We start from the raw sequence: 19094 nt of genomic DNA, 5'->3' as shown, positions 1-19094 counted from the left end.
GTCGAGCCGCGCCCCGCCAAAGGAGCTCGCCATGACCGCGCCCCTCTCCCTCCCGAGCCCGTCCCTCCCGAGCCCGTACGACCGGTGGTTCCCGGGCAGCCCGATCGACGGCACCTACGGGTACGGCCGTGACGCGCTGCTCGCCGTCGAGCCGGCCGACGAACCGGACGGGTACGCCGCGCTGTGGCGGTCGTGGTCCGCGCGGGCGCGGGAGGTCGCGCCCGAGGTGGTGCTCGAACCCGTGGGGCGGCGCGGCGCGCACGACGTGTCCGTCGCGACGTTCACGGCCGACGGCGGCCTGCGGCTGCGCGCCTGGGTCGCGCTGCCGGCCGGCGTCGAGCCCCGGGTGGGCGTGGTGCACAGCCACGGGTACGGCGGGCGGGACGCCCCGGGCTTCGAGCGGGTGCCCCGCGACGCCGCCGTCATCTTTCCCGTCGCCCGCGGCCTCGGCGCGCTGAACACCGGCGTCGGTGCCCCGGACACCAGCGCCCTGCACGTGCTGCACGGCATCGGGTCCGTGGAGACGTACACGGTGGGCCGGAGCGCCGTGGACCTGTGGCACGCGGCGTCCGCCCTGCTCGACGTGCTGGGGCGGCGCGACCCCGCCCTCGGGGACCTGCCGCTGTACTTCGTCGGCACGAGCTTCGGCGGCGGCATCGGCGCGCTGGCCGTGCCGTGGGACGACCGGTTCGTCGGGGCCACGTTCGAGGTGCCCACGTTCGGCCAGCACGACCTGCGGCTGCGCATGCCGTGCACCGGCAGCGGCGAGGCGGTGCGCCACCACGTGGCCGGCCACCCGGAGGCACGCGAGGTGCTCGCGTTCCACGACGCGTCCGTCGCGGCCACCTACCTGCGGGTGCCGACCCGGGTCGAGTGCGCCCTCTGGGACGTGCACGTGCCGCCGCCGGGCCAGTTCGCGGTCGCCTCCGGTGTGCGGCGGGCCGAGGCCGGGGGCACGAGCGCGCACCTGGAGCTCGCGGTGCACTCCGCCGGCCACGCCGAGTACCCGGGGATGGCGCGCGAGCTGGCCACGGCGTTCGCCGCGACGCGCGCGCACGTCGCGGCAGCGGTCCGCCGGGCAGCCGCGCCCGCGCCTACCGCGGCAGGGTGAGGATCTCAGCGCCGTCGTCCGTGATGGCGATGGTGTGCTCGCTGTGCGCCGTGCGGCAGCCGGTCGCGCTGCGCAGGGTCCAGCCGTCGGCGTCGGTGACGAGCACGTCGGTGTCCACCATGACCCACGGCTCCAGCGCGAGCAGCAGCCCGGGGCGCAGCCGGTAGCCGCGGCCGGGACGGCCCGTGTTCGTGATGTGCGGGTCCTGGTGCATGGTCGAGCCGATGCCGTGCCCGCCGAACTCGACGTTGATCGGGTACCCGGCGCCGCCCAGCACGGTGCCGATGGCGTGCGACAGGTCGCCGATCCGCGCCCCCGGCCCGGCCGCGGCGACGCCCGCGGCCAGCGCTCGCTCGGTCACCTCGATGAGCGCGCGGCTCTCGGCCGCCACGTCCGCCGGGAGCGACGCGCCGCCCACGACGAAGCTGATCGCGGAGTCGGTCGCGATCCCGTCCAGGGACACCGCGAGATCGAGGGTGAGCAGGTCGCCGTCGGCCAGCCGGTAGTCGTGCGGCATCCCGTGCAGCACGGCGTCGTTCACGGCCGTGCAGATGTAGTGACCGAACGGCCCGTTGCCGAACGACGGCGCGTAGTCGACGTAGCAGGACTTCGCCCCGGCCGCGTCGATCATGTCCCGGGTCCACCGGTCGATGTCCAGGAGGTTGGTGCCGACCGTGCTGCGCTCCTTGAGCGCCCGCAGGATGCCGCCGACGAGGGCGCCGGACTCCCTGGCACGGGCCAGCTCGGTGGGGTTGAGGATCTCGATCATGGGGTGCCCTTCGCATGCCTACCAATAACTATCCCGGCCATGTTATCCCGGTATTAGTATTGGCGTCATGGTCAGGTTGCCGCTCACCCCCGCCGACGTCGAGCGCGGACAGCGCCTCGGCGCGCTCCTGCGTCGCGCCCGGGGAGACCGCTCGATGCTGGAGACCGCGCTCGACGCCCGCGTCTCGCCCGAGACCCTCCGCAAGATCGAGTCGGGCCGGGTGGCCACCCCCGCGTTCTCGACCATCGCGGCGATCGCCGGCGTGCTCGGCCTCTCGCTGGACGAGGTGTGGGCGGAGATCAGCCGGCCCGACGACGACGGGGTGACCACCCGCGCGGGCCGCAACGCGCGCGAGTGGCTGGCGTCCTGACCGGCCGGAAGCCGGCACCGGCTAGAAGCCGGCGAGCCGGGGCCGGCTGCGGTCCTCGGTCGCGACCAGCACGTCCAGCAGCTGCTCCTGCAGGCCCAGGCGGCGGTCCCGGAACCGCTCGTCGTCCCAGAGGTTCGTGAGCTCCTGCGGGTCGTCGACCAGGTCGTACAGCTCGCCGGTCCGCTCCCGGGCCGTGCTCGGCGCGCCGTGGTGCACCACGACCTTCCAGTCGTCGGTGCGCAGCATCGTGGTGTGCACGGGCACCTCGTAAGGGATGCAGCTGTTGCGGTACTCGGCCAGCGCCCAGCCCCGCGCGTCGTCCCACTGCCCGGACCGCGCTAGCCCGAGCAGGCTGGTGCCCTGGGCCCGCGGCAGGGCCTCGACGCCGGCGGCCTCCAGCAGCGTGGGCGCCAGGTCGATCCACTGCACCAGGTCGTCGCGGACCGCGCCCTCGGGCAGCTCCCCGGGCCAGCGCACGATCAGCGGCACGCGCACCGAGCTCTCGAACATCATGGGGCCCTTGAGGAGCATCCGGTGGTCGCCGAGCAGCTCGCCGTGGTCGCTGGTGAAGACCACGAGCGTGTCGTCGGCCAGTCCCTCGTCCTCCAGCGCGGACAGGATGCGCCCCACCTCGTCGTCCACCAGCGAGACCATGGCGTAGTAGTCGGCGACGATCCCCTGGATCTCGTCGGCCGTGTAGTCCTCGAAGCCCGGCAGGCTGCCCGCGTACGACCGGGCGGAGGCCTCGCGGTAGATCGCGGGCTTGTCGTCGAGGTCGTCCGGACCTCCGACCGGGCGGGGCAGCGCCTCGGGGTCGTAGCGCTCCCGGTACTCCGGCGGAGCGCCGAAGCCGTGGTGCGGGTCGAAGAAGTTCACGACGAAGCAGAACGGCTTGGCCCTGTCGCGGCCGGTGGTCAGGTACTCGATCGCCTCCTCGCCGACCCAGTGGCTGTAGTGCGCCTCGGTGGGCAGCCGGTCGATCGCGTCGCCGCCCTGGGCCAGGGTCTCGTCCAGCAGGCCCGGGAACCGCTCCTCGAGCCAGGTGTGGTAGCTGTTCTCGGGGCTGCGCACGTACGGGTCGTGCGACCAGCGGAAGACCCGGAAGCCGTCGTCGAGCCGCGGCTCGGTGCGCCCGCCCCAGGCCGAGCCGAGGTGGAACTTGCCCACCAGGCCGCAGTCGTAGCCGTCGGCCGCGAGCGCCGCGGTGAAGAGCTGCTCGGTACCCGCGATGTCCACGCCGTTGGCCCAGAGCCCGTGGTTGCGGGGATAGCGGCTGGTCATGAGGCTGGCGCGCGACGGCGCGCACACGGGTGACTGCACGATGCAGCGGTCGAACCGCACGCCCTGGGCGGCCAGCCGGTCGAGGTTCGGGGTCTGGACGGCGCTGTTGCCGGCGGCGGCGAGCGCGTCCCAGCGCTGCTGGTCGGTGCAGATGAGCAGGATGTTGGGCCGGGTCATGTGGTGCTTCTCCTCCTGGGTGTCCGGGTGCGGGGCGTTCGGGGGTGCGTTCGAGGGCGGGCGCGTTCGGCGGGATCAGCTCTTGACCGCGCCCGCGATGCCCTCGACGAAGTAGCGCTGGAGCAGCACGAACACGAGCAGGACCGGGACGAGCGACATGGTCGCGCCGGCCGCGAGGCCGGTCCAGTCGGTCGAGTTGGTGCCCTGGAAGGCGAGCATCCCGACGGCGAGCGTGCGCTTGTCGGGGTCGCTGAACGTGAACACCAGCGGGACGAAGAAGTTGCTCCAGGTCCCGATGAAGGTGACGACGGCGACGGTGGCGGTGATGGGCCCGGACAGCGGCAGCATGACGGAGAAGAAGGTGCGCAGGAACCCGGCGCCGTCGACGTGGGCGGCCTGTTCGAGCTCGTCGGGGATCTGCGCGAAGAACCCCGTGTACAGGAGCACCCCGGCGACGTTGCCGCCCGCTGACAGGGCGAGGATCAGCCCGATGGTGCTGTCGAGGATGCCCAGCTCGGTGCTGAGCTGCACGATCGGGATGATGGCAAGGCCGGTGGGGATGAAGCTCGCGGCGAGCAGCACGCCGAGCACCACGCGGCGTCCGCGGAAGCCGTACCGGCCCAGCACGTAGCCGGCGGTGGCGCAGCGCAGCACGACCACGACGACGGAGCCGGTCGTGACGACCAGCGAGTTCAGCGTGTAGCGGGCGAACCCGGCGGTCTGCCAGGCCTCGGCGTAGTTCTGCCAGTTCCACTGCTGCGGGATGAGGCCGAGGCCGTCGGTGAAGATGGACGCGTCGTCCTTGAGGGACGCCGCGAAGATCCACAGCAGCGGGTAGACCCAGGCCAGGGCGAGCACGGCGAGGACGGCGAACTGGACCCAGCCGGCCGTGCGGCGGCGGCCGCGCAGCGGCTGGTTCCGGGTCATGGTGGTGCCGGTCACTGGACCGCTCCCTTCCGGCCGATGAGCCGCGAGACGATCGCCGCGGCACCGACCACGACGAGGGTGAGGACACCGAGCAGGACGCCGACGGCGGAGGCGTACCCGTACTCGGGCTTCGCCGTCTCGAAGGCCTGCTGGTAGATGTAGACCTCGGTGACGAGGGTGGAGAAGAACGGCCCGCCGCCAGTCATGGTCTGCACCAGGTCGAAGATCTGCATGGTCTCGACGATGGTGAGCATGGTGATGATGGCGACGAACGGCGCGAGCATCGGCAGGGTGATGTGCGTGAAGCGCTGGCGGGCGGTGGCGCCGTCGACGCGGGCCGCCTCCTGCACGTCGTTCGGGATGGTCTGCAGGGCGGCCAGCCAGTACATCAGCGTCAGGCCGAGCCACTTCCAGAAGTGGACGCCCATCACGGTCCAGAGCGCGGCCGAGGAGTCGCCGAGGAAGTCGACCGGGCCGATCCCCAGGTTGCCGAGCACGTGGTTGACGGGCCCGCCGGCGGGGTCGAGCACGAAGTTCATGACGATGCCGATGATGGCCGTGGTCGCCACGACGGGGACGAAGAACGCGGTGCGCAGCACACGGGCGAACGGCAGCCGGGGGTCGTTGAGGAAGATCGCGAGCACGAGGGCGAGCAGCACGCGCAGCGGCACCGTGACCACGATGATCAGCAGCGTGACGCCGATCGACTTCCAGAACAGCGGGTCGGAGAACGCGAGCTGGTAGTTGGCCCACCCGGCGAAGGGCCGCTCGGGACCGTAGCCCGACCAGCTCAGGAACGAGTACCAGATGCTGGCGAGCGCGGGCCACACGGTGTACGCGCCGAAGAGCACGATGGTGGGCAGCAGGAACAGCCAGATCCACGGGCCGTGTCGGCGGGAACGTGCCTGCTCGGGCGGACGGGTGGTGGCGGCCCGGCGGGCGGGCGCGGTGCTGACGAGGGTCATGGGCGGGGGCTCCCGGTGGTCTGGTCGGCGTCGTCGAAGATCCAGTCGTCGAGCGAGACCTCCTGGCCGCGCGAGCGGACCACCTCGATGGCCCGGTCGCGCTCGGTGGCCAGGCGGCTGCGGTAGCGCGTGAGCTCGGCGCCGACGTCGTCGACGTTGCCGCCGAGGTAGCCCTGCGCGATCTCCCCGAGGTTGGGGCGGATCTGCTTCATCTCGGACAGCACCGCGCCGACGGCGGGGTTCTTGGCGACGGGGCTGGGCCCGAGCCGCACGCTGTCCCGCATGAGGGAGACGGCCTGCCGGTAGGCGTCCGGGACGTCGGCCTCGGCGACGGCGGCGACGTCGGCCGGGGGCTGGTCCATCGCGGCGGCCAGTCCCCGCGCGTACTCCGCGGAGGCCATCGCCGAGAGGATCTCGCTCACGGCCGTGGCGTCGGACGACGTCCGCGACAGCCAGAACGAACCGCCGACCGGGCCGTTCATCGCCCGGGCGACGCCGTCGGGGGTGGGCATGGCCGACAGGCCGAGCGTGGCGAGCGCGTCGGGGAACTGGCCCGCGAGGACGCCGACGTTCCAGGGCCCGTCGAAGAACAGGCCGGCCGAGCCGCCCACCCAGCGGGCGCGCGCCGTGCGCACGTCGAGCGACGTCGAGGACGGGAACATGACGCCGTCGCGCACCAGGGAGCCGAGGAACTCGAAGACGTCGAGGAACTCGGCGGAGTCGAACGGGTACTCCCCCGTGCGCGCGTCGGCCACGCGGGGCGCGTCGGCGCCGTTGCCCGCGAAGCTGAGCACCGCGCCCGCACCGGTCGCGAGGTCGATCACGTGCTGGCGCAGCCGGTCGAGCAGCGCGAGCCCCTCGATCCAGCCTGAGGACGTGCCCGCGGACGTGAGCGCGCCGGCGAGGGTCCGGAACTCGTCCCAGGTGCGCGGGCCGTTCTCCGGGTCGCCCCCGGCCTGCTCGACGGCGCGCTGGTCGAACCAGGTCAGCGTGGCGTGCTGGTAGGGGGTGAACAGCGGGAACGAGTACAGCTCGCCGCCGAACGTGTGCAGCCCCTCGACCAGCGCGCCCTCGGGGAACCGGGCGCGCGCGTCGGGGCTGAGCTCGATCGGCGCCACCCAGCCGTTCTCGACCAGGACCAGCTCGGGCACGCCGTACCCGTTGGTGAACACGTCGGGCACCCGGCCGCTCTGCTGCGCGAGCTGCAGGGCCTGGCCCAGACCCGCCGGGTCGTAGACCGTGTAGTCGACCGTGACGCCGAGCCGGCCCGCCACGGCGTCGAAGGTCTCGCGCTGCAGGGCCTCCAGCGGCTGGAACTGGTCCCACCAGGTGATCGTGCCGGCGACGTCCGGCGCGGGGCCGGAGCGCCCGCAGCCCGCGAGCCCCAGGGCGCCGGCCAGCCCGGCGGCACCACCGAGGGCCAGGAAGGTGCGGCGGTCGAGGTTCCTCATCCATCCTCCGTGCAACGTTGCATCTGTGCCGTGCAACGTTACACGGCCGCGTTCGAACGTAGGGGGCGGGGCCCGGCGGTGTCAATGGCGAGGTGCCGAGTCAGCGGGGTGGTACGACGTCAGACGGCGCGCGTCGAGTCGCGCACCACGAGCCGGTGCGGCGAGACGTGCCGGCCCGGCCGGCGGGCGGGGTCGGCCCGGCGCGCGGTGACGAAGCCGAGCGCCGCGGCGGCCAGGTCGTCGAGGTCGTGCGCCACGGTCGTGAGCGACGGCGTCACGAACCGGCTCTCGGGCGCGTCGTCCCAGCCGGTGACCGCGACGTCGCGCGGCACGTCGACCCCGCGGCGCGCGAGCGCGTGCAGCACGCCCACCGCGAGCTCGTCGGTGGCGCAGACCACGGCGTCGAACCCGTCCTCCCCCACCGGGAGACCCTCGCCGACGGAGATGCCGGTCTCGCGGCCGAAGTCGGGCGTGCCGAGCACCGCCGCGTCGGGCAGGTCGAGCCCCTCGGCACGCAGCACGTCGCGCACGCCCGCGAGCCGCAGCGCCCCGGGGCCGGTCCCCTCGCCGCGCTCGGTGCCGACGAACGCGAACCGCCGCCGGCCCCTCCCCACGAGGTGCGCCGCGACGTCCCGCGCGGCGGCCCGGCTGTCGATGAAAACCTGGTCGAACGCGTCGCCCTGCGTGTGCTCGCCGAGCAGCACGGTGGGCAGCTCGGGGCGCAGCTCGGCCAGGTCGTCGCTGGTGAGCGACATCGGGCAGATGAGCGTGCCGCCGACACCCCGGTGCGGGTGGCTGCTCGCCACGCGCTGCTCCTGCTCGACGGCGCCGTCGGTCTCCTCGATGACCACCGTCATCCCGAGGTCGCGCGCCCGCTGGATCACCGTGTGCGCCAGAGCCGAGTAGTACGGCGAGCGGATGTCCGGCAGGGCGAGCTGGATCACCTCGGACGTGCCGCTGCGCAGCAGGCGGCCGGCGGCCGACGGGACGTACCCGACGTCGGCGATGGCGGCCTCGACCCGGGCGCGGATCTCGTCGGCCACGCTGGACCGGCCGTGGAGCACGTTCGACACGGTGCTCGCCGAGACCCCGGCATGGCGTGCGACGTCCTTCACCGTCGCGGGCCGGCCGCGGACCAGGGACGTCATGGCCCCATGATCACATGCGGGGCCGTCCGCCGACGACGGTGCGGGCCCGTCAGCCCCGCGACGCCAGCACCTCCGCCCGACCCTCCGCGCGGGACCGCTCGATGAGCCGGTCCAGCCGCGTCCGCCGCGCGCGCAGGGCCCGGCGCACCGCCCACCCGACGAGCACCAGGGCGAGCAGGACCAGCAGGTGCAGCAGCGGCAGCGCCCAGGCCGTGTCGGTGAGGGTGACGTCGCCGGGCGGGGCGACGTCCGGTCCGCCGTCGGCCACGGTGGCGCCGACGACGGCCTCGACGCCGAACGGCCCGAGCGGCCAGACGCCGGGCACCTCGACGGAGACCTCACGCCGTCCGCCGGGCAGCACCTCCAGCGCCTCGCCCGACGGCGCCGACGCGTCCGGCCCGCCCAGGGCGCTGTCCGCGGCGACCCGCGACGCGGTGCGCAGCGCGACCGTCCCGTCGTTGACCACGGCGTACCGCACCACGAGCGCGCCGGGCTCGAACAGCCCGGACCCCTGCGTGAACGACACCCCGAGCAGGTCGGCGTCCAGCGCGGCGACCACCTCGCCCGGGACGCGCAGGTTCACGCGGACCCCGACCCGCGACTCGACCTGCATCTCTCCGTCCGAGCGCACCGACGCCGCGACGCCGGCCGGGTGGTCGCCGGGAACGGCGTCGGCCGGGGCCACCACCTCGACGGGCACCACCTCGGTCTCCCCCGGGCCCACGACGACCTCGTCGGGCACGGTGACCCACGCGCCGCCGTCGACGGGCTCGACCGCGGACGGCCGCATGTCGAAGCTACCCCGCTCGGTGAGGTAGCCGTCGTTGGCCGACAGCGCGAACGTGACCTCCTCGGCCGAGTGGTTGCTCACGGCCACGTGCTCGGTGGCCCGCTCGCCGGGCGCGAGCTCCAGGTCGAGCACGCGGCGCCCGTCCGGCCCGTCGGCGTCGGCGGGGGCGACGGACCAGGTGACCCGGCCGCCGTCGTCCGCGGCGAAGGCCGCCACCGCGACCGGTGCCGCCACAACGGCGGGGGCCGCCACCGCGGCGGGGACCGGCCACAGTGCAGCCGACGTCAGGACGGCGAGGCCGACGACCGCCCTGACCACGGAAGAGATGCGCATGCGGAGACCTTTCTGCGATGTCTCACGGACGTGTCAGACGCTCAGGTCACCCGAGGGACCTGAGCGTCTGACACGTGCCGGGGAGTGGGGTCAGCCTTCGAACAGGGACAGGGTCAGCACCGACGAGTAGTCGCCCGGGGCCACGTCCGCGGGGGTGCGCAGCGTGAGGTCCGCGTTCACGTCCCACGGCCCGGCCTCGGAGCCCGCGGCCCACGTGGACAGGAGCAGCTCCTGCCCCTCCAGGCCGACGGCGGCGCCCCCCGACCCGTCGGGGAGCACGCTGGAGACGGGCTCGCCCGCGGCCACGTCGCCCGACGGCGACGGGGTCAGCAGGCGCGGCGCCCAGCCCAGGTACTCGGGCCCGATCGGGTCGCGCCCGTCGGCCGTGAACTCGCTCGCCTGCCCGACGACGGCCCAGTACGAGCCCTCGGGGATCTCGTCGGCGTCGCGGGTGTCGGCCACGGTGACCGTGGGCAGGGTGCCCACGAACTGCCGGGCCTCGGCGTCGGAGCCGTCCTCGACGAGGGCGACGCCGTCGTTCGGGGCGACCGACAGCGTCAGCGCGCCCGGGGTGTTGTCCTCGATGGACACGGACAGGTCGACGCCGGCCTCGTCGCCGTCGGCGGCCGTGGCCGTGGTCGCCGTGACCGCGAGCGCCCCGACCGTGGCGACGGCCAGGCCCGCGGCGGCCGCCGCGATCCGCTGGGTGGTGCGGTGGTTGTTCATGTCGTCTCTTCTCTTTCGTGGTGGTTCTCGGTCAGCTGCTGGTCGGGTGCGGTCACGAGCAGGACAGGGCCGGGACGGTGAGGTCGTTGCGCACGGTGACCTCCTCGCCGTCGACGGTCCCGGTGGCGGTCACCGAGGCGGCGCCCTCCGGCACCGCGGCGGCCCGGGTGGCGAACGACTGGTAGGCGGCGGCGCCGGGCTCGACGCCCGCCACCGAACGCGTGCCGTGCTCGGTGGTGAGCACGACGTCGACCGGCACGTCGGACCCGTTGACGGCGCGCACGGCGACGTGCGCGGCGCCCGCGACGCAGCGGGCGGAGGCCTCCGCCGTGACGGGCAGGTCCGCCCCGGCGGCCGGGAGCGTGAGCGACCGGCGTTCCTCGGCGTTGCCCGCGGTGTCCGTGGCGGCGAACTCGATGACCTGCTCGGTCTCCGTCAGCGCCCGGGTGAACGGCCCGGTGTAGGTGCCCCAGAAGGTGCCGGGCCCCTCCCACTGGACGCGGTCGACGCCGGACCCCTCGCCGTCGGTGGCCTCCAGCGTGATCTCGACGCTCGCGCCGAGGTTCTCGACGGACGCCGTGGTCACGGGCGCGGCGGAGTCGACGCGCAGCTCGCGCTCCGCCTCGCCGGTGTTGCCCGCGGCGTCGGTGGCCGTCACGCGCACGGTGTGCGTGCCGTCCTCCAGGGTGAACGGCCCGGCGTACGGCGCCGGGTCGCCGCCGTCGACCGCCACCTCGACGCGCGGGTCGGGGTCGCGGTTGTCGGTGGCCCGCACGGTGACCGTGACGGGCGCCAGGTACCAGCCCGACGGCGCCGCGGCCGGCGCGGTGGTCAGGGTGACCGACGGCGGCGAGGTGTCCTCGGCGTCGTCGGGCTCCAGGACGAACACCACGGCCTCGGCCGGGACGTCCGTGCCCTCGACCTCCCCGGCGACCAGGAACAGCCCGCCGGCCTCCGCGTAGTCCGCGGGGTCGACGTCGGCCCAGGTCACCGGGATGCGGCTGTCCCGCGAGCCGTCCTCGTACTCGGCGGTGACCGCGGGCGGCAGCACCGGGGCGGTCCCGGCGAGGGTGACCACGGCGACGTTGTCGACGCCGACGACGTCGCCGGGCGCGCCGTCGCGCACGTGGACGGTGCCGGTCACGGGCTCCACGAGGTCGGGCGAGGCGCCCGTGACCTCGAACGAGCCCGGCTCGGCGACGTCGTCGGCCGTGACCTCGGCCCAGGTCACCGCGACCCGGACCACGCGGCCGTCCTCGTAGACCGCGTCGAGCCGGTCCGGCAACGGCGGCAGCTCGCCCACCTGCGTGGGGATGTGCACCGGCGTGTGGTCGATCGGGCCGAACGGGTCCTCCGGCTCGGGCTCGACCACGCCGCCCGTGCCCCAGACCTCCCACTCGGAGACGCCGACGGCCGAGTACGTGTTCTGCGTCCCGCCCCGCAGAGCCTGGAAGGTGGCGCGCAGCCGGGTGGTCTCCACGGGCTCGAAGGTGGTCACGTTGACGCCGAGGCGGTCGGTCGGGAAGCCGCTCGGCGCGGGCAGGTCGGCGAACGCCCCGGCGTCGGCGTCCCAGAACTGGACCTTCCAGGACGTGGGGACGCGCACGTTGTCGCCGTTGGCGGTCTCGCCGTCGGACCAGAAGCGCAGGGCCGAGCGGTCGACCCGGACCGGCGACTCCCACGTGTACTCCAGCCACTGGCTCGCGGGGCGCGGGTCCTCGCCCCAGGTGGCCCAGGTCGCGTCGTGGGCGCCGCCCGTGCTGACGCCGGCGCCGTCGTTCACGGACGCGACGCGGTTCCAGGAGGCGGTGTAGCTGGCCGTGGGCACGGCCAGGGCGGCGACGTTCGCCGGTTCGGCGTCCGCCGCCGCGGCGGGCGTGAGGCCCGCCAGGGCCAGGACGAGCGCTCCGACGACGGCGGCGGCACGCCGCCCCCGGACCCTGCGTGCGGTGGTGGTCGTCATGCCATGTCCGCCTTTCCCGCGGTGAGCAGGACGCGCTGGGCGTCCCGGCGGCTGAGCAGCCCGTCGGCGGTGAACCGCTCCGTGGTGCGCTGCACCTGGGCGAGGAAGGCCGCCCGGGTGGCGAACCCGCCGTCGGCCCAGACGGCGTCGAGCAGGGTGGTGCCGTCGGGACGGGCCGCGTTGGCGACGCCGCTGTCCAGGCCGGCGAAGACGACCCGTGGCTCCGCCCGGCGCACGTACATGTGGTACGTGGTGTGGTCGCCGGACCAGGCGGGTTCGAGCACGCGGTCCCCGAGCCGGAAGTAGCCGTCGCCGGTGGGCTCGAAGGCGCTGTCGAGGGTGCCGTCCAGGCCCATGTGCCCGTAGAGGGAGATGTCCAGGTAGCTCGTCGTGGGGTCCCGGACGAGCAGCACGGTCGGCCCCCACTCGATGCTCTGCACCGCCGGGTCGTCGATCGCCGGCACGGCCCGCACGCTGAACGGCATGTCGACGTCGACCACGTCGCCGGACGCCCAGGTGCGGTCGATGCTCACGTACTCCCCCGGGACGACGTCCAGATCCTGGTCCACGCCGTTGACCTGGACCGTGAACCCCTGCCGCACCCAGCCCGGCACCCGCAGGCGCAGGTCGAGCTCGCCCGACCCCTCGATCGTGAGCCGCGAGGACCCGGCCTTCGGGTACTGCGTCTCCTGGACCACGCGCAGCCCGCGCTCGGGCCAGTCCAGCGTCGAGGCGAGGTACAGGTTGACGTGCAGCGCGGCGCCGTCGGACGAGCGCAGGTACACCGTGTCGGCGTACTTGACGTGGTTCTCCAGCCCGGTACCGCCGCAGCAGGTGCCGGTGTTGCCGTACTCGCGGCGGGTGCCGGGGTTCACGCCGTACATGTAGGTGACGTCGGGGCTGGTGTCCGACTGCGTGTTCCGCTTGGAGCCGACGATGTGGTTGAGCAGGCCGCGCTCGTAGAACTCCATGTACTTCGGGTCGAGGGTGTGCAGGTACAGCAGCCGCGACAGCTTGAGCATGTTGTACGTGCCGCACGTCTCGGCGTTTCGCGCCCCGATGTCGCCCGCGACGGTGCCGGGCGGGCCGAACAGCTCGCCCTCCCCGTGCCCGCCGTGCGCGTAGGTGCGGCCGGGCACGACCATGCCCCAGAACCCCGTGACGGCGTCCAGGTACCGCTCCTCGCCCGTGTGCTCGTAGGCCTTGAGGTAGCCGGGGAACTGCGGGATGTGCTGGTTGGCGTGCTTGCCGTTGAGGGTGTCCCGGCCCTCGGCGCAGGCGTCGACCAGCGGGTTCAGGTCGAACTTCCGGGCCGTGGCGAGGTACTTGTCCTCCCCCGTGATCGACGCGAGGTCGCACAGCACCTCGTTCATGCCGCCGTACTCGCCCGCGATGTAGATGCCCCACATCCGTTCGAGCTGGTCGGCGGGCAGCGGGTCCAGGCGCCCGGAGACCCAGTCCGCCATCGGGGCCCAGACCTCCAGGGCCTGGTCGCTGTCCGCGAGCTGGTAGGCGTCGCGCAGGCCCGCCATGATCTTGTGGCACGTGTAGTAGGGCGCCCAGATCTCGCCGTACGGGGCATAGCCCTCCAGGCGGCTGAACTGCCACTCCCCGTACGCGGCCAGGAAGCCCGGGTGGCTGAACCGGTCCATCGCGGCGAGCGCCGCCTGGACCTCGCCCAGGCCGGCGACGACCTGGTCCACCTTGTCCTTGAACACCTGCTCCCCCGTGGACGCCCACGCGAGCGCGAGCGCGGACAGGAAGTGGCCGCCGTAGTGGCCGCGCAGCAGGTTGGCGGTCTGCACGTTGGCCCGGCCCGGGTAGTCGTCCGGGCCCCAGGGCTGCTCGTTGGCGTGGCCGAAGCCCTCCCAGCCGCCCGGCGGGTTGGCACCCCGGGTGTCGAGGCCCGCGTTGCGGCGGAAGACCGCCAGCACGCGGTCCACGGGATAGACCCGCAGCAGGTGCAGGAGCTGGTCCTGCGACCGGGTGGCGACGCTGGGCGCGAGGCTCACGTCGGCCAGCGGGAACGGCTCGGCGAGCCAGCGGTCGGACGCCGGCGACCGGTCCAGCAGGCGCAGGTAGCGGCGGGGCAGGCGGGCCCCCGCCGCCGCGGCCTGTCCGGCCGCGGCGGGGGTGGCCCCCAGCGGGGCGGCCGAGGCCGCCCCGCTGGTGAGCCCGAGGGCGGCGACGCCCCCCGGCGAGGCCGGTCGCTCCGAGACGGAGCAGGGACCGGCGGGAGACCTCGGTGCTCGTGCTCCGGTTGTCGCGGTGCATGGTGCTCCCTTCCGTCAGCCGCACGTGAGCGCGGGGTACTCGACGCGGATCTCGGAGGTACGGCCGTCGCCGTCGGACGCCGTGACCGTGACGGTGCCCGCCGTGACCGACGCCGTACGGGTGGCGAGCGACTGGTAGGCCGCACCGCCCGGGGCGACGCCGGAGAACGACTTGTCGCCGAACGGCGTGGCGAACGCGATGTCGAGCGGGCCGTCCTCGTCGTTGACCACCCGGACCGCGAGCGTGGCGCGGCCCGCCAGGCAGCGCGGCTCGGCCGTGGCGGTGACCACGGGCCCCTCGGCGGGGTCGCCGAGCACGGTGAGCGTGAGCGTGGTCTGCGTGGTGCCCGCCTCGCTCACGTAGTCGGGCAGGATCAGCCGCCCGGTGACCACGTGCACGCCCGGCCGCTCGACGAGCGACTCGTCGAAGTCCCACTCGACGCCGATCGCCTGGTTGTCGCGCGAGCCGTCGTTGTAGGACACGGCCACGCGGGTGGGCAGGTGGGGCAGCTCGCCGACGTCGACGGTCCGCTCGAACTGCTCCGCGCCCTGGATGGCGATGCCGTCCTGGGCGGTCTCGGGCCGCACGTACACCTGCGCCTGGGCGATCAGCCCGTGCTCGGCGTTGGTGCCGTAGACCGTGAACGGCTCGACGTTGGTCTCGGCGACCATCGCCGGCGTGACCTCCTGCCAGGTGAAGGGCAGGGTGCCCCGCGTGCCGCCCGAGTAGACGACGTCCAGCGCGCCAGGCAGCTCGGGCACGACGCCGACCGTGGTCCGCATGATCACCGGGCTCGCGACCGAGTCCACGGTGTCGCCGTTGACCCGCCAGCGCAGCACACCGGTGCCCGCGCCGCCGGACTGCACGCCCGTGATCCGGATGCGCAGCGCGCTCGCCTCGACCGGCTCGAACGCGAGCTTGTTGTAGGCGTTGCGGGCCAGCGCCCCGCCGTAGGTCGAGCCGTCCGCGAGCGTGACCGGCGTCCAGGTGGTCCCGTCCGTCGTGTACTCGACCACGTACGTGTCGGCCCGCGGGGTGCGGGTGCCGCCGTTGTCGTCGTACCAGTAGATGTCCGTCGAGCTGACCAGCACCGGGGCGCTCCACGAGTACCTGATCCAGGCCGCCTGCGCCGCGCTGGTCCCGTTCTGGGTCTGGCCCCAGGTGCCCCAGCCGTTGCCCGCGCCGGGGTTGGAGCTGGCCGGCGTGTTCTCCGCGTTGACCCGGGCCGGGTTCTCCCACGACGCCGAACCGCTCGTCGTGACCGTCGCGAGCCGGCCGAACTCGGCGGTCGTCTCCCGCTCGGCCAGCGTCACCGTGACGTCCCGCGACGTGCTGAGCTCGCCGTCGGTCGCGGTGAACCGGAACACGTACTGGCCCTCGGCCGTGCCGGTGACCCGGGTGGTCAGGGCCGCGTCGTCGGCGAAGATGACGCCCGCGCCCTCGGGGGCGGACACCGTCTCCCAGCCGTAGGACAGCTCGCCGTCCTCCGGCACGCCGTCGTCGGAGGCGGTGGCCACGAGCACGGTGGACAGGTTGCCGGCCGCGGCGTCGTCCGACGTCGCGGTGACCGTGGGCGGGTCGTTCTGCACCGGCGGCACGGGCCGTCCGGAGTCGAACACCTGGATCTCGGAGATCGCCGTCCAGCGGCCGGGGGCGTTGGTGAACGCGACCCGCACCTTGTCGGTGGTCGTCTCCGGGAAGAGTGCCTCGTTCGCCTTGGGGCCGGGCACCTTGGGCGCCTTGGCCTGCTCCGGCACCGCCGCCCAGCCGCCGTCCCCGTCCGGCACCTGGATCGAGTACCGGCGTGGCGGGGCGTAGCCGCCGGTCTGGCGGTCGTCGACGAACCAGACCTTGACGTTGTCGACCGGGACGGCCTCGCCCAGGTCGAGCTCCACGTACCCCGTGTCGCCCTGGGTGCCGTAGTTGCCCCAGTACGGCTCGTTGACCGTGACGCCGTCGGTGACCGCGGCCAGCGACACGGGCCGCTCGGTGGTCGCGATGGCGCCCGGCGTGTAGTTCATCGAGCTCGTGGAGAAGCCGGGCGTGTGGAAGTTGCGCCACGCGGCCGGACGGGCGCCGTCCTGCGTCGCGGACGAGCTCAGGGTCGCGCCCTGGGCCAGGTTGTCCGCGTTCTGGGTGAGGTCGATGCCCGCGGTCTTCAGGTAGGAGACCACGCGCTCGTCCTCGATCGGTGTGTCGACGGCGGACGGCAGGTCGGCGCCCTCGTCGGCCACGACCGTGACGTCCAGGCCGTCGTCGGACGCGGTGACCTCGTTGGCGGCCGGGTCATAGACGAAGCCGCCGATGGCGTCGGCGCTCGCCTTGCGGTCGCCGTCGACGAACAGCGAGTAGCCCGCGCCGAGCCCGTAGTGCGTGCCGTCCGGGTCCCAGACGATGGTGACGTCCTGCCCGTGGTAGCGCAGGTTGTTCACCATGAAGTGCTCGTAGCCGAGGTCGATCGGGTCGAGCTCGATCAGGTCGTCGGACCGGGGCTGGATGCCGCCCATGTCCTCGACGAAGATGTAGCTCATGTTGCCGAGCATCACGTGGTTCGGGTTGTTGCGGTTGAAGGTCTGGTTGGCCGCGTTCCAGCCCGAGTAGTACTCGGCCTGGTTGGCGAGCCGCGCGTCACCGTTCGGGTAGATGCTCCACGCCATCCAGTCGAGCAGCTTGGCCGCGTACTCCGGCGTGATGTACCGCTGCTCGGGGTCGTAGTCGCGCAGCGCGGCGCGCACCCCGCGGTACTGGACCGTGAAGTTGATGTTCGAGAAGTTGTTGGACCCGCCGATCGAGTACTTCGACCGGTCGTACTGGTTGGCCGTGTAGAACGGGAAGACCGGGAAGTTGTCGCCGTAGCGCAGGAACCGGAACCCGTCGACGTACTGCTCCCAGTCGTCCGCGGGGATCAGGTTCTCCGCGTAGATGTCGTACAGGTTGGACTCCTTGGCCGGGATCAGGTCCCGCTCGCCCGCCGGCAGCGGGTTGGCGCTGCCGCCCGACGACGCCGCCGACGTCGCGCCGTGCGACGTGCCGGCGAGGAACATCTGCGTCTCCTCGCTCCAGAGGCGGTCGAGCACGGCCTCCTGGATGCGGTCGGCCTCGGCGGCCGTGCTGGTCACGCGCTCGGGGTCCGCCCCGGCGATCTCGTACAGCTTGCTGGCGGCGTCGAACGCGCCCCAGACGTACGCCGACTCGGGCCGCTCGATGGTGCGCGCGCCCGGCGCCCCGCCGTTGGAGCGCGGGTAGCCGAAGCTGATCGCGTCGGCGTCGTTGCCGGGCATGTAGTTGGTGTCGTAGGCGATCAGGCCGTCGTCGTTGCCGTCGTAGTGCTCGAGCTGGCCCACGCCGTCCTGCTCGAAGTAGTACGCGAACCGCTCGGCGACGTCGGCCCCGCCGCCGTGCACGTTGTACGCCTCCAGCCCGGCCGTGCCGAGGTACTGGGAGTAGTGGTTGTTCCAGCTCGTGTGGCCCGGGCTGTCCAGGAACGCCGACGAGCCGGACAGCTCACCGACGTTCAGCACCTGCCCGTACGCCAGGTACGGGTTCCGGATCCACTTGGTGTCCTGCAGGTGCATCGGCTGCGTGAGCACCACCGAGTTCTGGTAGAGGTTCACGCCCTCGATCGTGGTCGGGTACTGGTAGACGTAGCCCGGCTCGTTCGCGTCCAGGCTGTTGTACCGCTCGCCCCACCAGCGGTACACGATCGCCTTCTCGATCGCGGGGTCCGGCACGTCGATGTACGGGATGTCCTGCGCCCAGCGCTCGTTGAACGCGGTCACGCCGGTGCGGAACGCGTCGTCCGGGGTCAGGGCCGCGTACTCGCGGAGCTGGTCCTCGCCGTCCGGCAGGCTCGCCGAGTACAGGGAGCCGACGACGGACAGGTCCAGCGTGCCGCCGGCCGGCACCGTGACCTCACGGTCCAGGTTCGTGCCGCTGCGCGTGAAGCCGTCGGCCTTCAGGCCCACGGTCACCGACGACCACGGGGTGTCGACCAGCCCGTTGTTGGCGCCGCTGGTCAGGGTGCGCGTGCCGGTCAGCTCGTCGTCGGCGTCCGCGGCGGCCCGCGCGACCGGGGAGGCCGCGCGCACCGTGAAAGTGACGTCGCTGGCGCCCGGGTTGGTGAACGTGAGCGCGGACAGGGCGGTGTTGTCGTAGGTGATGAGCTTGCGCAGGTCCGCCGTCACGCCCGTGGACCCGATCGTGTAGCGGGCCTTGGCGTGGCTCGGCGCGTTGAAGCGGGCGGCGCCCACCTCGGCGACCGTCTGCCCCGGCACCGTGATCGTGTAGAAGGCGCCCAGGTCGTTGGGGCCGCCCGCGAAGGCGTTGCCGCCGAAGCCCATGCTGTTCCAGCTCGCGGCGCCCGCGCCGCGCAGGTACAGGGTGCGGCCGCGGGTCTGGAGCACGTTGTTGCCCGACGCCCCGGTCACGCCCAGGACCCGGTCGAGGTAGAAGTCGGTGCCCCCGGCAGCGACGTCGGACTCGAAGATCGAGCGGTACATGCTGTCCGCGGTGTACGGGACACCGGGTTCCAGCGCGTCCTGCACGGCGTCCAGGTTGCGGTAGACCGGGTCGCCGATGTCCAGGGAGTCCGTCAGGCCGTTCGTGTAGACGCCGACGTCGTCCTCGTTGCCCGGCAGCACCGCCGTGCGTACCGCGGGTGCCGCGTGCGCCGCGGGCAGCACCGCGGCGCCCCCGCAGACGACCATCGCGGCCGCGGCGAACGCCGCCACCGCGCCTCTTCGTGTTCGTGCCGACATCACATGTCCTCTCCGTCGACTGCCAGGCACTCGGACGGACGAGGTGTGCCGC

At 73.4% G+C, this 19094-nt stretch carries 13 protein-coding genes; 2 read left to right on the top strand and 11 right to left on the bottom strand.

Annotated features, from left to right (window positions below; genetic code table 11):
* The first annotated feature begins 31 nt into the window (after window positions 1-31).
* A complete protein-coding gene (locus FHX71_RS04650) occupies window positions 32-1111 on the top strand; it encodes an acetylxylan esterase (protein ID WP_220489493.1) in 1080 nt (359 codons plus the stop codon).
* Here the strand turns inward: FHX71_RS04650 and map are convergent.
* The gene (gene map, locus FHX71_RS04645) at window positions 1095-1880 is read right to left on the bottom strand and encodes a type I methionyl aminopeptidase (RefSeq protein WP_182614633.1); all 786 of its coding nucleotides are present in this window, start codon (window positions 1878-1880) and stop codon (window positions 1095-1097) included. The two genes, FHX71_RS04650 and map, sit on opposite strands and share 17 nt — an antisense overlap.
* A gap of 67 nt (window positions 1881-1947) precedes the next feature.
* Here map and FHX71_RS04640 point away from each other — a divergent pair, with 67 nt between their 5' ends.
* Window positions 1948-2250 (top strand): helix-turn-helix domain-containing protein, encoded by a 303-nt coding sequence (locus FHX71_RS04640; protein ID WP_182614632.1) that lies wholly within the window; start codon window positions 1948-1950, stop codon window positions 2248-2250.
* Window positions 2251-2271: 21 nt separating this feature from the next.
* Here FHX71_RS04640 and FHX71_RS04635 read toward each other — a convergent pair whose 3' ends face one another.
* The 10 genes from FHX71_RS04635 to FHX71_RS04590 form a co-directional block, all read right to left on the bottom strand.
* On the bottom strand, window positions 2272-3708 hold the full coding sequence (locus FHX71_RS04635) for a sulfatase-like hydrolase/transferase (protein ID WP_182614631.1): 1437 nt from the start codon (window positions 3706-3708) through the stop codon (window positions 2272-2274).
* A gap of 75 nt (window positions 3709-3783) precedes the next feature.
* The gene (locus tag FHX71_RS04630; protein ID WP_312876924.1) at window positions 3784-4650 is read right to left on the bottom strand and encodes a carbohydrate ABC transporter permease; all 867 of its coding nucleotides are present in this window, start codon (window positions 4648-4650) and stop codon (window positions 3784-3786) included.
* A complete protein-coding gene (locus FHX71_RS04625; RefSeq protein ID WP_182614630.1) occupies window positions 4647-5600 on the bottom strand; it encodes a carbohydrate ABC transporter permease in 954 nt (317 codons plus the stop codon). The genes FHX71_RS04630 and FHX71_RS04625 overlap by 4 nt, the downstream gene beginning before the upstream one ends.
* Window positions 5597-7051: an ABC transporter substrate-binding protein gene (locus tag FHX71_RS04620; protein ID WP_182614629.1), complete on the bottom strand. Its 1455-nt coding sequence runs from the start codon at window positions 7049-7051 to the stop codon at window positions 5597-5599. Before FHX71_RS04620 ends, FHX71_RS04625 begins: the two co-directional genes overlap by 4 nt.
* A gap of 119 nt (window positions 7052-7170) precedes the next feature.
* Entirely contained in the window at window positions 7171-8199 is a 1029-nt protein-coding gene (locus FHX71_RS04615) for a LacI family DNA-binding transcriptional regulator (protein ID WP_182614628.1), read from the bottom strand.
* 49 nt (window positions 8200-8248) lie between these two features.
* Window positions 8249-9322, bottom strand: coding sequence for a WxL protein peptidoglycan domain-containing protein (locus tag FHX71_RS04610; protein ID WP_182614627.1), 1074 nt, complete (start codon window positions 9320-9322; stop codon window positions 8249-8251).
* Between the two features lie 90 nt (window positions 9323-9412).
* Window positions 9413-10048 (bottom strand): hypothetical protein, encoded by a 636-nt coding sequence (locus tag FHX71_RS04605; RefSeq protein ID WP_220489492.1) that lies wholly within the window; start codon window positions 10046-10048, stop codon window positions 9413-9415.
* A 52-nt stretch (window positions 10049-10100) separates the two neighbouring features.
* A complete protein-coding gene (locus FHX71_RS04600) occupies window positions 10101-12011 on the bottom strand; it encodes an Ig-like domain-containing protein (protein ID WP_182614626.1) in 1911 nt (636 codons plus the stop codon).
* A complete protein-coding gene (locus tag FHX71_RS04595; RefSeq protein ID WP_220489490.1) occupies window positions 12008-14023 on the bottom strand; it encodes a glycoside hydrolase family 127 protein in 2016 nt (671 codons plus the stop codon). Before FHX71_RS04595 ends, FHX71_RS04600 begins: the two co-directional genes overlap by 4 nt.
* Before the next feature lie 276 nt (window positions 14024-14299).
* Window positions 14300-19042 carry a discoidin domain-containing protein gene (locus FHX71_RS04590; RefSeq protein WP_220489488.1) on the bottom strand — a complete coding sequence of 1581 codons (4743 nt, stop codon included), beginning with the start codon at window positions 19040-19042 and terminating at the stop codon, window positions 14300-14302.
* Between the last annotated feature and the right edge of the window lie 52 nt (window positions 19043-19094).

It is taken from the genome of Promicromonospora sukumoe (assembly GCF_014137995.1).
GTDB classification, from domain to species: Bacteria; Actinomycetota; Actinomycetes; order Actinomycetales; family Cellulomonadaceae; genus Promicromonospora; species Promicromonospora sukumoe.
This window is presented reverse-complemented; position numbering and strand designations above follow the sequence as displayed.

Bases quoted from the DNA above. Each gene is read 5' to 3' on its own strand.
- FHX71_RS04650 (WP_220489493.1), top strand. From the start codon at position 32: ATGACCGCGCCCCTCTCCCTCCCGAGCCCGTCCCTCCCGAGCCCGTAC.
- map (WP_182614633.1), bottom strand. From the start codon at position 1,880: ATGATCGAGATCCTCAACCCCACCGAGCTGGCCCGTGCCAGGGAGTCC.
- FHX71_RS04640 (WP_182614632.1), top strand. From the start codon at position 1,948: ATGGTCAGGTTGCCGCTCACCCCCGCCGACGTCGAGCGCGGACAGCGC.
- FHX71_RS04635 (WP_182614631.1), bottom strand. From the start codon at position 3,708: ATGACCCGGCCCAACATCCTGCTCATCTGCACCGACCAGCAGCGCTGG.
- FHX71_RS04625 (WP_182614630.1), bottom strand. From the start codon at position 5,600: ATGACCCTCGTCAGCACCGCGCCCGCCCGCCGGGCCGCCACCACCCGT.
- FHX71_RS04620 (WP_182614629.1), bottom strand. From the start codon at position 7,051: ATGAGGAACCTCGACCGCCGCACCTTCCTGGCCCTCGGTGGTGCCGCC.
- FHX71_RS04615 (WP_182614628.1), bottom strand. From the start codon at position 8,199: ATGACGTCCCTGGTCCGCGGCCGGCCCGCGACGGTGAAGGACGTCGCA.
- FHX71_RS04610 (WP_182614627.1), bottom strand. From the start codon at position 9,322: ATGCGCATCTCTTCCGTGGTCAGGGCGGTCGTCGGCCTCGCCGTCCTG.
- FHX71_RS04605 (WP_220489492.1), bottom strand. From the start codon at position 10,048: ATGAACAACCACCGCACCACCCAGCGGATCGCGGCGGCCGCCGCGGGC.
- FHX71_RS04600 (WP_182614626.1), bottom strand. From the start codon at position 12,011: ATGACGACCACCACCGCACGCAGGGTCCGGGGGCGGCGTGCCGCCGCC.
- FHX71_RS04590 (WP_220489488.1), bottom strand. From the start codon at position 19,042: ATGTCGGCACGAACACGAAGAGGCGCGGTGGCGGCGTTCGCCGCGGCC.